Origin of the sequence: Flavobacterium sp. FlaQc-48 (genome assembly GCF_044007335.1) — a bacterium.
GTDB lineage: Bacteria > Bacteroidota > Bacteroidia > Flavobacteriales > Flavobacteriaceae > Flavobacterium.
In genome coordinates this window covers 20,907-35,543 of record NZ_JBIPCR010000003.1, presented here as the reverse complement: position 1 = coordinate 35,543, position 14,637 = coordinate 20,907, and the positions used below count along the sequence as shown (strand labels likewise).

General features: G+C 34.0%; 8 protein-coding genes. 5 read left to right on the top strand and 3 right to left on the bottom strand.

Annotated features, from left to right (window positions below):
* Nucleotides 1–108 precede the first annotated feature (108 nt).
* A complete protein-coding gene (locus ACHRWY_RS05535) occupies nucleotides 109–1,047 on the top strand; it encodes an L-threonine 3-dehydrogenase (protein ID WP_395353250.1) in 939 nt (312 codons plus the stop codon).
* Between the two features lie 70 nt (nucleotides 1,048–1,117).
* Here ACHRWY_RS05535 and ACHRWY_RS05530 read toward each other — a convergent pair whose 3' ends face one another.
* Together ACHRWY_RS05530 and ACHRWY_RS05525 are read right to left on the bottom strand one after the other, a co-directional pair.
* A complete protein-coding gene (locus ACHRWY_RS05530; protein ID WP_395353249.1) occupies nucleotides 1,118–2,998 on the bottom strand; it encodes a M1 family metallopeptidase in 1,881 nt (626 codons plus the stop codon).
* A gap of 62 nt (nucleotides 2,999–3,060) precedes the next feature.
* A complete protein-coding gene (locus ACHRWY_RS05525; RefSeq protein ID WP_395353248.1) occupies nucleotides 3,061–4,698 on the bottom strand; it encodes a S8 family peptidase in 1,638 nt (545 codons plus the stop codon).
* A gap of 291 nt (nucleotides 4,699–4,989) precedes the next feature.
* Between ACHRWY_RS05525 and ACHRWY_RS05520 the strand changes: the two genes are divergently transcribed.
* Both ACHRWY_RS05520 and ACHRWY_RS05515 read left to right on the top strand, forming a co-directional pair.
* A complete protein-coding gene (locus tag ACHRWY_RS05520) occupies nucleotides 4,990–10,722 on the top strand; it encodes a T9SS type A sorting domain-containing protein (protein ID WP_395353247.1) in 5,733 nt (1,910 codons plus the stop codon).
* 2 nt (nucleotides 10,723–10,724) lie between these two features.
* A complete protein-coding gene (locus ACHRWY_RS05515) occupies nucleotides 10,725–11,423 on the top strand; it encodes a hypothetical protein (RefSeq protein ID WP_395353246.1) in 699 nt (232 codons plus the stop codon).
* Between the two features lie 86 nt (nucleotides 11,424–11,509).
* Here ACHRWY_RS05515 and ACHRWY_RS05510 read toward each other — a convergent pair whose 3' ends face one another.
* Entirely contained in the window at nucleotides 11,510–12,367 is an 858-nt protein-coding gene (locus tag ACHRWY_RS05510) for an MBL fold metallo-hydrolase (RefSeq protein ID WP_395353245.1), read from the bottom strand.
* A gap of 409 nt (nucleotides 12,368–12,776) precedes the next feature.
* On the opposite strand from ACHRWY_RS05510, the gene ACHRWY_RS05505 reads away from it, so the two are divergent.
* Together ACHRWY_RS05505 and sufB are read left to right on the top strand one after the other, a co-directional pair.
* A complete protein-coding gene (locus tag ACHRWY_RS05505; RefSeq protein ID WP_055097560.1) occupies nucleotides 12,777–13,106 on the top strand; it encodes an iron-sulfur cluster assembly accessory protein in 330 nt (109 codons plus the stop codon).
* Nucleotides 13,107–13,182: 76 nt separating this feature from the next.
* On the top strand, nucleotides 13,183–14,631 hold the full coding sequence (sufB, locus tag ACHRWY_RS05500) for a Fe-S cluster assembly protein SufB (RefSeq protein WP_395353244.1): 1,449 nt from the start codon (nucleotides 13,183–13,185) through the stop codon (nucleotides 14,629–14,631).
* Nucleotides 14,632–14,637 lie beyond the last annotated feature (6 nt).

The following is a 14,637-nucleotide window of genomic DNA, read 5'->3' as shown; positions in this document are numbered from 1 at the left end:
TAATCCAAAAAACAAACTTTATCATTGTTAAATTTATAATTTGTTGTTGCGAAAAGTAAAAATATTTGCGAAAACGTTATATTTGTATCTCTAAAAAAAACAACTCAAATGAATCCAAAAATATTGATCATTGGCGCTTGCGGTCAAATTGGGACAGAACTGACCCAAAAACTACGTAAGCTTTACGGAACAGAAAATGTAATTGCTTCTGATATTCGAAAATTAAATACTGACGTTGTAAACTCTGGTCCGTTTGAAGTGGTCAATGCTTTAGATTTCAACCAAATTGAGCACCTTGTCGAAGTACATCAAATTACTGACATTTATTTGATGGCGGCACTTTTATCGGCTACAGCCGAAAAAAACCCTGCATTTGCCTGGGATTTGAATATGAATTCTTTATTTCACGTTTTGAATTTAGCAAAAGCCAAAAAGATCAAAAAGATATTCTGGCCGTCCAGTATTGCGGTTTTTGGACCTACAACTCCAAAAGAAAACACACCACAATATACCGTTATGGAACCATCGACAGTTTACGGAATTAGTAAACAAGCCGGAGAAAGATGGTGCGAATACTACCACAACATTTATGGTGTTGATGTTCGAAGCATCCGTTATCCGGGTTTAATTAGCTGGTCTACGCCTCCTGGCGGCGGAACGACAGATTATGCCGTTGATATTTTCTATAAGGCTATTGCGGATAAAAAATACGAGTGCTTTTTATCGTCTGAAACCAAAATGCCTATGATGTATATGGATGATGCGATTGATGCTACTATTAATATTATGAAAGCACCGGTTGAAAAAATCAAAATACATTCTTCATACAATTTAGCCGCGATGAGTTTTACGCCAACTGAAATTGCCAATGAAATTAAAAAACATATTCCTGAATTTACGATTACTTATGAGCCTGATTTCCGTCAGAAAATTGCGGACAGCTGGCCGGCAAGTATCGATGATTCTCAGGCAAGAGAAGACTGGGACTGGAAACATACTTTTGATCTGGAATCGATGACAAAAGATATGTTGGAGCATTTGGGTTAAACCTTAAACTGATACAAAAAAAGCCTCGTTTATTTCTAAACGAGGCTTTTTTTATACTTTTAAACGAAGCTTACTTCACCTCATAAACATTATTAGCAGCTTTTACATCCGCCATTAATCCGCTTGGATCTATGGTGATTTTTTTGATTGCTGCTTTACTTTTGTTTATTGTAAAACTATAGTTCGATTGTGCCCACGCCCAATCTTCCAAAACAGTTCTTTTTACGTTCGGGTTTGGATTTGGTTTAATGAAATTCATCATTCTTAACGGAATGTAGAAACTCTCCAAAGTTCCGTCTGTGTATTCAACCGTTACATCAACAGGCATTGGCATTCTACCAATTCTTTCTAAACTTAACGTTGTTTTTCCTGCATTATCTGCCACATCTTTGATGCCGTAATCAATGGTATTGGTAGTTTCTGTCCAATCAATTAAATACCAGTCCAGCTCAGCTCCTGAAACTCTTTCTGCTGATCTTTTAATGTCGTTTGGAGTTGGATGTTTGAATTTGAAATCGTTAAAATATCTTTTTAAAGTGGCGTCAACATTTTCTTTTCCTATTACATATTCTAATTGCGACAAAAAGATACTTCCTTTTACATAAGCCGAAATACTGTAGGGTCTGTTTTCGTCGTAACGATCACCATGAGTTCCTTGTGGTTGCTCTTTTCCTGAATTGACTAATTGATAATAAGCTGCATAATTTCCTTTAAACGGATTTACTTCTTTTTTATCTCCTTTTAATTCATTCAAAGCACTGTCTTCGATGTAAGTAGTAAAACCTTCATCCATCCAGGGGTGTTTTGATTCGTTTGAAGCCAAAATATGCTGAAACCAGGAATGCCCTAATTCATGTGTTGCAGTTCCCAGAATTCCCTGAAGGGTTCCGTTTCCAAGCATCAAAGTACACATGGCATATTCCATTCCGCCATCTCCACCCTGAATAAAGGAGTATTGTTTGTATGGATATGCTCCTACTCTATGGTTGTAATAATCCATTACTTTAACCATTAAAGGTTCTAATTGTTTCCAGTTTTCAGTAGTCTTTGGATTGTTTTTGTAGAAGAAATGCAAGTCAACATCATTTGGTCCTTTTACAATATCATGTGTATATTCTTTATCTGCAGCCCAGGTAAAGTCGTGAACATTTGGGGCGATAAAATGCCATGTTAATGTTTTTGTTTTCTTTGGATACGTAACTGCTACACCAGCATCTTCATACCCGTGACCAATTTCGTTTTTGTCCTGTAAATACCCTGATCCTCCAATAGTATAGTCCTTATCAATTGTGATTTTTACATCAAAATTACCCCAAACACCATGAAATTCTCTTGCGATATAAGGATCTGCGTGCCAGCCTTCAAAATCAAATTCGGCTAATTTAGGATACCATTGTGACATTGATAATTCAACTCCCTCTGAATTGTTACGTCCTGAACGACGAATCTGAACCGGAACCTGCCCGTCAAAATCTAAGGTAAAAGTAGTTTTAGAATTTGGTAAAATAGGTTTCGCCAAAGTCACTTCCAGGATTGTTCCTGAAACTCTGGTTTGAGCCGTTACACCGTCTTGTTTTAAATTCGTGATTTTTAAAAACCCGATTTCATTAGGCTTTAGGGTTTCGATGCGGCTTTGTTTTGTTTCTTTTCCATCAGCATCTTTTATTTTGGTTACCATTCTTCCGTCGGGATCTTTTATGGTATGTAAACGGGCATCCATTTCACTTCCTGGCTGAAATGCATTTGGAAACAAATGATAAAATACCTTTTTTAAAGTATCCGGAGAATTATTGGTATACACCAATTCCTGTTTTCCTTTGTATTGGTAGTTTTTTACATCCATCGAAACCTCCATTTTATAATCGACCTGTTGTTGCCAATATGGGGCACTTTGTGCAAATGCTGAGTTTAGACCCAAACTCAAAAAAGAAAATAGTATAATTTTTCGCATGGTTTTTTCAATAAAAATGGAAGAGCTGCCACTCTTCCATTAGGTTACTATTTTGTGTGTTTTTATTTTTTTCCAGACATTTTCTCTGCCATTAATAAGGCATTATAAGCATTTACCATTTTAGCTGTTCTTGATGATTCTACCGAAGAAACTGCTACAGGTTTTTGTTCCGGATTTGGATTTTCACCTAGAATTACCATTGATGGAAGTGCTACTCCTGAATCCATTAAAATTTGTTTTACCTGAGCTGCTTTTAGTTTTGGATAGTAGGAACGAATTAATGCTGCAACTCCTGCCGCATTTGGAGACGCCATCGAAGTTCCTTGCAAATACTTGTATTTATTGTTTGGAACAGTTGCATAAATCTCTTCACCCGGAGCAAAAACATCAACATTTATTTTTCCGAAGTTCGAAAACGGAGCTACAACATTTTCTCCGTATGCTTTGTTGATTGCACCAATTGTAATCACGTTATTGGCAAATTCTTTTACGTTATCTTCAGAATCATTTGGGTAATTAATGTTTTCTGTTTTATCGATATTGTATCCGTCATTTCCGGCTGCGTGTACAATTAAAACATCTTTTTTAGCAGCATATTTTATGGCATCATAAACCCATTTTTTGTGCGGAGAAAAACTTTTCCCGAAACTTCCGTTAATTACTTTCGCTCCGTTATCAACTGCATAACGAATGGCCAAAGCGATATCTTTATCGTACTCATCTCCGTCAGGAACTGCTCTCACAGTTAATATTTCGACATTGTTTGCAACACCGTCTCCGCCTAAATCATTACCACGAACCTGAGCAATAATTCCCGCTACGTGAGTTCCGTGCAATGCTTTTTCTTTATCGGGGCCGAAAACTACATTATTTCCGTAATGATTGTCTTTAATATCTTCCGGATTATCACCTACGATTTTTCTACCGTCATATTCTTTGTTCAAATTATAATTGAACTGATCATAAACTGATTCTCTGTAATCTTCTAATTCTGATTCAGGATCAAAAGTTGGTCCTGCATTGGTCAAAATTTGAGTCATTACCATTTTACTTCTCGCTACTTTTGGATCGGTTGAAGTAATTTTGCTTAGATCTTCTAATTTGTAAGTCGTTTTATTTAACTCTTTTTTTATAGTATTATGCACATCTATCAAAAAGTCTACTTGTTGTTTGTCTTCTAAAACTTTTTTAGATTTTTCTTCATATTGTGCCAAAGCAGCTTTGTATTGCGCTGATCCGTCATCCCCTTTTTTAACGATACGGGTCAATTCAAGGTTTTCATGAACGGCATCTCCAAGAAAATTCCATCCGTGTACGTCATCGATAAAACCGTTTTTATCGTCATCGATTCCGTTACCCGGAATTTCTTTAGGATTCGTCCAGATCATTCCTTGTAAATCCGGATGCTCAATATCTACACCAGAATCTACAATACCTACAATTACTTTTACACCTTTTTTTCCTTGCAGTAATTCGGCATAAGCCCTGTCAACACTCATTCCCGGAATCGAATCTTTGATCAGGTCAAGATGACTCCATCTTTTTAATTCGTTTTCGCTAACAGGTGCTTTTTTAACTACTGCTAAAGGAGCCGTAATCATTTGTTTAGAAGTAGAGGTTTGTGCTTGTAAAGTGGCGCTACAGCCTGCAAATACAAGTAATGCAAAAGTAGATAATGTATTTAGTTTTATATGATTCATATGTCTATTTGAATATAAAGTTAAATTATGCGCCTAAATTATGATTTTTTGTTACATAAAACTAACGATTAACACTGTGTTATGATTTTTATTGTAACGTTCAGGCAACCTTAAGAGCATTGTAAAACCCTTTCCAAATAAAAAAACCTAATCTAATTAAGTCTTAGAAAAACGACTAATTGACTATTTGGTTTTTAATCTTTTTAAAGATAAATTGTTCATTACGTGTTCCCGTAAAGAAATCCCACTTGTAATTTGTATTCTTGCGCGATACAATCATAAATCGAGTCTATGAAAACAAAACTACTCTTATTGCTATTATTAGCAAATTTTTCTATTTATGCGCAACAGTACACTTCTATTCCAGATGTGAATTTTGAAAACAAGCTAATTAGTCTGGGTATCGACTCAGGTAATCCAGACGGAAAAGTACTAACTGCAAATGTGGCTGGTGTGTTTTATTTGTATATTGACAATAGCTCCATCACAGACCTCACAGGGATTGAAGCTTTTATATCTTTAAGAGAATTGAGATGTTCCTCTAATCGACTGACACAATTAAACTTGTCTAAAAACAATGCCCTAATCGAGTTAGAATGTACCAATAACCTGTTAACAGCGCTAGATTTCTCTAATAATACAGCACTTAAACGTATTTCTTGTGACAAGAATAAACTAGCAAACATAAATGTTTCAAAACTATTAATGCTGGAAGGGTTAGTTTGTGGCAATAATAAGATTACAACCCTCAACGTGTCTTCTAACGTAAAAATGTCGCAGCTTATATGTGACAACAATTTGTTAGAAAGTCTTGATGTAACTAAAAATGTTCAACTAACTTCTTTCTACTGTAATTCAAATAAACTAACCAGCCTGAATATACAAAACGGAAAAAATTATTCAATTACAAGCATTAGTTTCAGATTCAATCCAGACCTAAAATGTATTCAAGTAGATAACGAAGCAGACGCGAATACATCTTGGACTGACAAAAAAGACCTAACAGCAAGTTTCAGTACAGATTGTGCAGCGAATACTTTAATTCCGGACGTTAATTTCGAAAACAGACTTATCAGCCTGGGTCTTGATTCAGGTGCTCCCGACGGAAAAGTACTAACTGCAAATGTAGCTTCTGTAACCTCGCTAAACGTTGACAACAGGTTTATTTCTGATTTAACCGGAATAGAAGCTTTTACATCGCTCACCGATTTATCTTGTAAAAAAAATCAAATAACAAAGATAGATTTATCACGAAACAAAAAATTGACGAGATTGGATGTTAGTGAAAATCAATTAACCGAATTAAACCTCAACACAAATGTTCTGTTGCAGAATCTTAATGGTCAGATAAACAAAATCACCAATTTAAATCTATCTGCAAACACTAATTTGTCATACTTGAATGTTAACTCTAATCAATTAAGTTCGTTAGAGATATCGAATAACAAACTCTTAAGCGAACTAACTGTTACCAGCAATAAGCTGACAAATTTAAACCTTGACAATAATACCACTTTAACAAAATTATATTGTGGAGAGAATTCGTTAACCAGTTTAAATGTATCAAAAAATACGCTGTTAACCGATTTACTTTGTTACTCTAACCAAATTACCGCTTTAGATGTCTCCACAAATACTGAGCTGACTGTTCTAAACGCCTATAATAATAAAATCGCTGCCTTAAACCTTTCTAAAAATTTATTTTTAAAAGAGTTAGATTGCGGAAACAACCAACTAACAAGTCTTGATGTTTCATCGAATAAGAGGATTTTTGCATTAAGATGTAACAATAATAAGTTGATCACTTTAAATCTGAAAAATGGGAATAACAACCAACTTCAAACTAATATTTCTAATTTTACACTGAATCCTCAATTAAGTTGTATACTGGTAGACGATGTAAACTTTGCCAACACAAACTGGAGCCGTACGAAAGATGCATCGGCCAGTTATAGTATAGATTGTGCATATACTCTAATTCCTGATCTCAATTTTGAAAATAAACTTATTGCCCTTGGAATTGATTCGGGTGCTGCCGATGGAAAAGTATTGACCGAAAAGATTAAAATGGTTAAATCACTAACTATTGATGCTTCTACAGTTTCTGATTTAACAGGGATAGAGGATTTTCAAGCTTTAGAAACATTAAGTTGTAATGCAAATTCATATACTGGTGCCGGAGGAAATGGTAAACTTAAAACGATAAACGTTTCTAAAAATGCTAATTTGACATCTTTGAGTATTGCCGGAAATCAAATTAGTAGTTTAGATATTTCCAACAATCCTAAATTGGCTACTTTGGCTGTTAACTCTAATAAAATTTCTACTCTTAGTACATCTGCAAACCCTGCTCTAGAGTACTTAAGCTTAAGCAATAACCCAATTAGTACACTTGATATTTCAACAAATTTGGCATTAACCTATTTATATTGTGGATCTACTTCTTTAACAACCTTAAATATTTCTAAACATACAAATTTGAGAGAGCTAGACATTCAGAATCTTAAATGGACAACTCTCGATATTTCTAATAATTTAAATTTAGTAGTTCTAAACTGCGGTTATAATCGACTCGCATCGCTAGACATTTCTAAACACACCAAATTACTTTACCTGTATTCCGGTTCTAATCAATTAACTTCATTAGATCTTTCTACAAATAAAAACTTATCTATGCTAGACGTTAGTTCAAATCGTCTGACAACACTAGACCTAAGCAAAAACACTGCTTTGTCTACAATAATATGTAATGGAAATAGTGAAATGACAACTTTGAACCTGCAAAACGGCAGAAACACTATAATAAGTTTTATCGATTTAAAAAACAATCCAAGTTTAAGCTGTGTACTTGTGGATGATGTTGCCTATTCTAATACAAAATGGACAACATCCAAAGATGCAAATGTTACTTATTCTTTAACCTGTACAGCTCCGGAATATGTTTTAATTCCAGATGCAGATTTTGAAAAAGCCTTAATCAGCAATGGCATTGATGGCGTTATAGACGGAAAAGTTCTAAAATCAAAGGTTGAAGCTACAGAGAGTTTACGTTTCAACGGAGGATTAGTAACCGATTTAACAGGATTAGAATATTTTAAAAACCTAAAATCATTAGACTGTTCAGGTATCAACTATTCTACACCTAGTAAACTAACAAAACTAGACATTTCGGCACTAAAAAATCTTACCACATTAGATTGCTCTTATAATAATATTACAACACTTAATACTTCAAACAATTTAGTATTAGAGAATTTAAAAATAACTAAAAATAAAATTTCTAAAGTTGACCTCACAAAAAATACGGCCTTAAAAACTTTAGACATAAGAGAAAATGCTATAGCTGAAATAAATGTTACAAAAAATACAGCTTTGATTAGTATTGACGCTTCAGATGCCAACATAAAAACTCTGGATGTTTCGAACAATACCAATCTACAGTATTTAGCTATGAAACGTAACGATTTAAAAATATTAGATCTTTCTAAAAATACAAAACTGGCAACATTAGATCTTGACTCAAATGATCTTAGAACTTTGGATCTCTCTAAAAACACTTTATTAACTAATGTATCTTGTTCCTACAATATAAATCTTGCTTATTTGAATTTAAAAAACGGGAATAACAAAAACTTTAAAACCAATACATTTGGTTACGCAGGTTTTGTTAGTACAAAATTAACTTGTATTGAAGTTGATGATGTTGAGTATTCTAATACAAATTGGGCAAAATTTAAAGATGCTGCCGCCAGTTATTCAAACTCATGTTCGGTTGTAGCAGCATACACTGCAATTCCTGATTCAAATTTTGAAGATAAACTAATAGCCCTTCAAATTGACCAAGACGGTAAAAATGGAAAAGTGTTAACAGCCAGTATTATTAATGTTACCTCTTTAGATATCTCGAACAGTAACATTAAAGATTTAACCGGAATTAAGGATTTTAATTCTTTAACTTCATTAAACTGTTCTAAAAATCAGCTGAGCGAATTGTATCTTAATAATAACACTTTACTAACTAATTTAAATTGCAGCTCTAACAACATTCAACCTTTAGATGTTTCCAGAAACACAATGCTACTTACTTTAAGTGCAAGTTCTAATAAACTTACGAACCTGGATGTTTCTAAAAACACCAATTTAATAGAATTTGATTGTGCAGGTAATAACCTTTATAGTTTAAATGTAAAGAATGGAAACAATGCCAACATGCAACGTATGATTTTTGGAAACTTTACAGAAAATCCAAATTTGCTTTGCATTCAGGTTGATGATGTAGCATTCTCTACAGAGAAATGGCTTGCAAAAGATGCGAAAGCCACTTATTCTACCGCAGTATGTCCTGAAAACATTCAATACACTTTAATCCCGGATATTAACTTTGAAAAACGTTTAATCAGTCTTGGAATAGATTCCGGCGCAGTTGATGGAAAAGTTTTAACTTCAAAAATTGCGACTGTAAACTATTTATATATTCCTGATGCCAAAGAAAAAATAACCGACTTAACAGGTATAGCAGATTTTACAGCTTTAGAAACATTTTATTGCTTCGGTCAGGCTCTTACTAATATCGATCTGTCTACAAACTTAAAATTAAAGTATCTAAATGTATCCAGCAACAATCTTAGTACTTTAGATCTGTCTGCAAATACTGCTTTAGAAGAGATCGTTTGTTATTCTAATAAATTTACAGCATTAGATTTTTCAAACAATAAAGCTCTAAAAAATATCAATGCTTCAAGTAATCAGCTAACAACGATTAATGTATCGAAAAACACTTTATTAAACACATTAGTTCTGTATACCAATAAAATTGCAAACATTGATCTTAGCAATAACATAGCTTTAACAGATGTTAGTATTAATAATAATAAATTAACAGCGATAGAGCTATCTAAAAACCTGTCACTTAAAACATTAAACATTAATTCAAATACACCTTTGATAGGTTTAAATATTTCTAAAAACACAATGCTTACTTATCTGGATGCATCAGGCTGCCAAATAAAAACTCTGGATGTTTCTAATAATAAGGCCTTAATAACTTTGGAAATTTCTGGCAGTGGACTTGAAACATTAGATATTACGAAAAATCCGGCATTAACTTCATTAAGGGTAAATTCGAATGAATTGACCAGTTTGAACCTTCAAAACGGCAAGAATACTTTTCTTGTATTCAACAATCTGTTATTTACATCAAATCCAAAATTACACTGTATTCTTGTTGATGATGTAAATTATGCCAATAAAAATTGGTTAAGCCTAAAAGACGCTCATGCAACTTATAACACAGAATGTACCGGAGAACTGTCTTTACCCGCAAACAATTTTACTGTTGAAACGAAAGGCGAATCTTGTTTAGGAGAAAACAATGGTGAAATTAGTGTCGTAGGAAAAAGCTCATTTGCTTACGCTGCAACTATAAACGACAAAGCGTACACTTTTGTCAACAATAGTCTAAAAGTAGCGAGTTTAACTCCTGGTGTTTACAAAATTAAGATCACAATTCCTGAGATGATTTTCGAGCAAAACTTTACTGTTACTATTGCAAAAGGTGCTACAATTACAGGAAAATCAAGCATAACATCTAGAACAGTTGACGTAGAAATCACAGCAGGAACTGCACCATTTACTGTTTTTGTTGATGGAACAGAACAGTTTCAAACCAATGATGCCACATTTTCTGTAGATGTTGCTAAAAGTTCCTTAGTAGAAGTAGCAACAGCAAAAGCTTGCGAAGGTATTTTTGCTAAAAAGGTTTCTGTTTCAGATTTTGATGCTGATTATCAAATTTTATCTGCTTACCCTAATCCTACTTCTGGAAGTTTTGAAATTGAAATTCCAGGTATTAAAAACGAGGTTACAATAGAATTATACAATTTCTCAGGTCAATTAGTTTCGGCTAAAACATATCCTGTCGAAAGCGGAAAAGCACAATTGAATCTTGAAAATCAACCTTCGGGAATTTATGCTGCCAAAGTTTATTTAGACGCTCCGGAATACATTAAAATTATAAAAAAATAAAGATGAAGAATTTTATATCCCTATCAATTATTAGTTTCTTGTTCGCAGCTTGTGGTGGCGGTGGCGGTGATGATTCAGAACCAACTCCAGAAGCAAATGTAGCACCAACAATACCTGCATTGGTTACTCCGGCAGATAATAAACTCTGTGTAGACAACACTGTTTCGTTTCAATGGAAACTTTCTACAGATGCCAATAAAGATATTATCACCTATCAAATTCAGGTAGCAAAAGACAATACTTTTACTCAGATTGTAAAAACAAACGAAGTTACAGCTGATAATTCTTCGATAAGTTTAGATAAAAACACAGCGTATTACTGGAGAGTAAAAGCAACAGACAGCAAAGGATTGTCTAGTACTTATTCACCTGTTTACAAGCTTTACACAACTGGCGAAGCTGTGGTAAACCATTTGCCATTTTCTCCGGAATTAGTAGAACCTGCTATTAATTCTGTATTGAACACAACAACTGCAACTTTAAAATGGAAAGCGACAGATGTTGACGTGACAGATGTTCTAACCTATGATGTTTATTTTGGAAAAACAAATCCGCCTACATCAAAAGTAAGTGAGAATACAAGTGCACTTTCTTTTGATGTTACACTTGATCCTACAACAGAATATTTCTGGAAAGTTGTTGTAAAAGACAATAAAGGAGGAGAAACCGTTGGACAGGTTTGGAAATTTAAAACCAACTAACTTTTTAATATTTACAATTTGTTAAGTAAAAAATCCCATTGTTCATTCGTTTGAAAATGGGATTTTTTTATACTTGAAATTTTATTTTAAAGAACTTCTTCACAAGTAAGAACCTCTTTTAATCGGACACCTTTCTCTGTATGTTCTACCGTTATAATTTGATTGTGAGCATCATGTTCTAAAAACAAATAATAATTTTTGTCTGCTGCTTCATTTAAAAACTTTGATTTTTCAGGCATTGTTAATAAAGGTCGTGTGTCGTAGCCCATAACATAAGGCAACGGAATATGTCCGGCTGTCGCTAATAAATCAGCACAAAAAACGATGGTTTTATCCTGATATTGAATATGAGGAATCATTTGCTTTTCGGTGTGGCCATCTACATAATAAATTCCAAAATTCATTTCCGGAGAGAACCCAAAATCACTTTCAGGACGATTTATAAAATTCAGTTGTCCACTTTCCTGCATTGGTAAAATATTCTCCGATAGAAAAGAAGCTTTTTCGCGTGCATTAGGTTTTGTCGCCCATTCCCAATGATTTTCATTCGTCCAGAATTTAGCATTTTTAAAAGCTGGCTCATAAAATGTTTTATCAGAATTCCACTGAACGCTTCCACCACAATGATCAAAATGCAAATGTGTCATAAAAACATCCGTAATATCATCCCGGCTAAAACCATATTTTGCCAATGATTTATCTATCGAATGCGATCCCCAAAGGGAGTAATAGCCAAAGAATTTTTCTGACTGCTTGTCCCCCATTCCGGTATCAATAAGGATTAATCTATTTCCGTCTTCAATAAGCAGGCATCTGGCAGCAATATCAATTAAATTATTGGCATCTGCCGGATTGGTTTTATTCCAGATGGTTTTAGGCACAACACCAAACATCGCGCCGCCATCTAACTTAAAATTTCCGGATTCTATTGGGTAAAGTTTCATGAGAATAAATTTCTAATATTAAAAACAAAGCTAGGAAATCCAATCTCCTTATACTAAAAATTTTTCTTTAAAAAACTCCCTTTGGATATTATACCGCTATTATATTACAAATTCATGAAGTCAAAATTTTGATGTTATCTTCTCCATTCCCTCATAATGCAACTTCTTTTTCATTATTTCCTGCAGGCCAAAGGACAGCAACAATAAAGATCTCGTTTACCAATATAATTAATATCTATTTTAACATTTGTTATAATAATGTGAAGCGTTATGGAAAAAGGTTTTTAAGTCGTATCTTTGCAGATAATTTCATTTTAACATTGAAAGACAGTACTTTAAAAAATGTAATACTTTAATTACTATTTTAAAAAACATGTTTAATTGAAAGCAAATTTAAATACCATAAACAATGATAAAAGTTTCTGATACAGCCAAAAAGAAAATCATCGACTTAATGAAGGATGATGGTTTTGACGCTGCTAGCGACTACGTAAGAGTAGGCGTTAAAAGTGGCGGATGCTCTGGTTTGTCCTATGATTTAAAATTTGACAAAACCAAAGGCGACGACGATAAAATATTTGTAGACAACGACATAACAATTGCAGTTGAAAAAAAATCATTCCTTTATTTAGCCGGAACAATACTTGAGTTTTCAGGTGGATTGAACGGAAAAGGATTTGTGTTCAATAATCCAAATGCAAGCAGAACTTGTGGTTGCGGAGAGTCTTTTTCGCTATAAATTAAAAGAATCTAAACAAAAGCAAAAATTTAAACGTTTAAGAATTCATTTTTTAAACGTTTTAAAAAACTAAAAAATGTCAAAATATACTGAAGACGATTTAAAAATCGAACTCGAAACTAAAGAATACGAATACGGATTTTATACTGATATAGAATCGGAGACGTTTCCTATTGGCTTAAACGAAGATATCGTGAGAGCTATTTCTCTTAAAAAAGAAGAGCCGCAATGGATGACCGACTGGCGCATCGAAGCTTTTCGCGCGTGGAAAGAAATGATCGAACCGGAATGGGCAAATGTTCATTATGTAAAACCGGACTTTCAGGCAATTTCATACTATTCAGCGCCAAAACAAGTAGATCCAAATAAAACTTTGGATGATGTAGATCCTGAACTTCTTGAAATGTACAAAAAGTTGGGTATCTCTGTCGATGAACAAAAAATGATGAACAATGTCGCTATGGATATTGTGGTCGATTCTGTTTCTGTGGCTACTACTTTCAAAAAAACATTAGGAGAAAAAGGAATTATTTTCTGTCCGATTTCAGAAGCTATAAAAGAGCATCCGGAATTAGTTCGTAAATATTTAGGAAGTGTTGTACCTCAAAAAGACAACTTCTACGCAGCATTAAACTCAGCTGTTTTCTCTGACGGAAGTTTCTGTTATATTCCAAAAGGCGTTCGCTGCCCAATGGAACTTTCAACTTATTTCAGAATCAACCAGGCAGGAACAGGACAATTCGAAAGAACTCTTGTTATTGCAGATGAAGGAAGTTATGTATCCTACCTTGAAGGTTGTACTGCTCCAAGTCGTGACGAAAACCAATTGCACGCTGCTGTAGTGGAACTAATCGCTTTGGACGATGCCGAAATTAAATATTCTACCGTTCAAAACTGGTTCCCTGGAAACAAAGAAGGAAAAGGTGGGGTTTACAATTTCGTAACCAAAAGAGGTTTATGCGAAACAAACGCTAAAATTTCATGGACACAAGTAGAAACAGGTTCTGCTGTAACCTGGAAATATCCTTCTTGTGTACTTAAAGGAGACAACTCGGTAGGCGAATTTTATTCTATCGCTGTTACTAATAACTACCAACAAGCAGATACGGGAACTAAAATGATCCATTTAGGTAAAAACACTAAATCGACTATTATTTCTAAAGGTATCTCGGCTGGTAAATCACAAAACAGTTACCGTGGATTAGTGCAAATTAGCCCAAGAGCTGAGAATGCAAGAAACTTTTCGCAATGTGATTCTCTATTAATGGGAAACAATTGTGGGGCGCATACTTTCCCTTATATCGAAAGTAAAAATCCATCAGCTAAAATCGAGCATGAAGCCACTACAAGTAAAATTGGAGAAGATCAGGTTTTTTATTGCAACCAAAGAGGTATCCCGACTGAAAAAGCGATTGCCTTAATTGTAAACGGTTTCAGTAAAGATGTATTGAACAAATTACCAATGGAATTTGCTGTTGAAGCTCAAAAATTATTAGAGATTTCTTTAGAAGGATCTGTAGGTTAATAAAAA

Excerpts from the sequence above, each read along its gene's own strand:
- ACHRWY_RS05535 (WP_395353250.1), top strand. The coding sequence starts at position 109 with ATGAATCCAAAAATATTGATCATTGGCGCTTGCGGTCAAATTGGGACA.
- sufB (WP_395353244.1), top strand. The coding sequence starts at position 13,183 with ATGTCAAAATATACTGAAGACGATTTAAAAATCGAACTCGAAACTAAA.
- ACHRWY_RS05530 (WP_395353249.1), bottom strand. The coding sequence starts at position 2,998 with ATGCGAAAAATTATACTATTTTCTTTTTTGAGTTTGGGTCTAAACTCA.
- ACHRWY_RS05525 (WP_395353248.1), bottom strand. The coding sequence starts at position 4,698 with ATGAATCATATAAAACTAAATACATTATCTACTTTTGCATTACTTGTA.
- ACHRWY_RS05505 (WP_055097560.1), top strand. The coding sequence starts at position 12,777 with ATGATAAAAGTTTCTGATACAGCCAAAAAGAAAATCATCGACTTAATG.
- ACHRWY_RS05510 (WP_395353245.1), bottom strand. The coding sequence starts at position 12,367 with ATGAAACTTTACCCAATAGAATCCGGAAATTTTAAGTTAGATGGCGGC.
- ACHRWY_RS05520 (WP_395353247.1), top strand. The coding sequence starts at position 4,990 with ATGAAAACAAAACTACTCTTATTGCTATTATTAGCAAATTTTTCTATT.
- ACHRWY_RS05515 (WP_395353246.1), top strand. The coding sequence starts at position 10,725 with ATGAAGAATTTTATATCCCTATCAATTATTAGTTTCTTGTTCGCAGCT.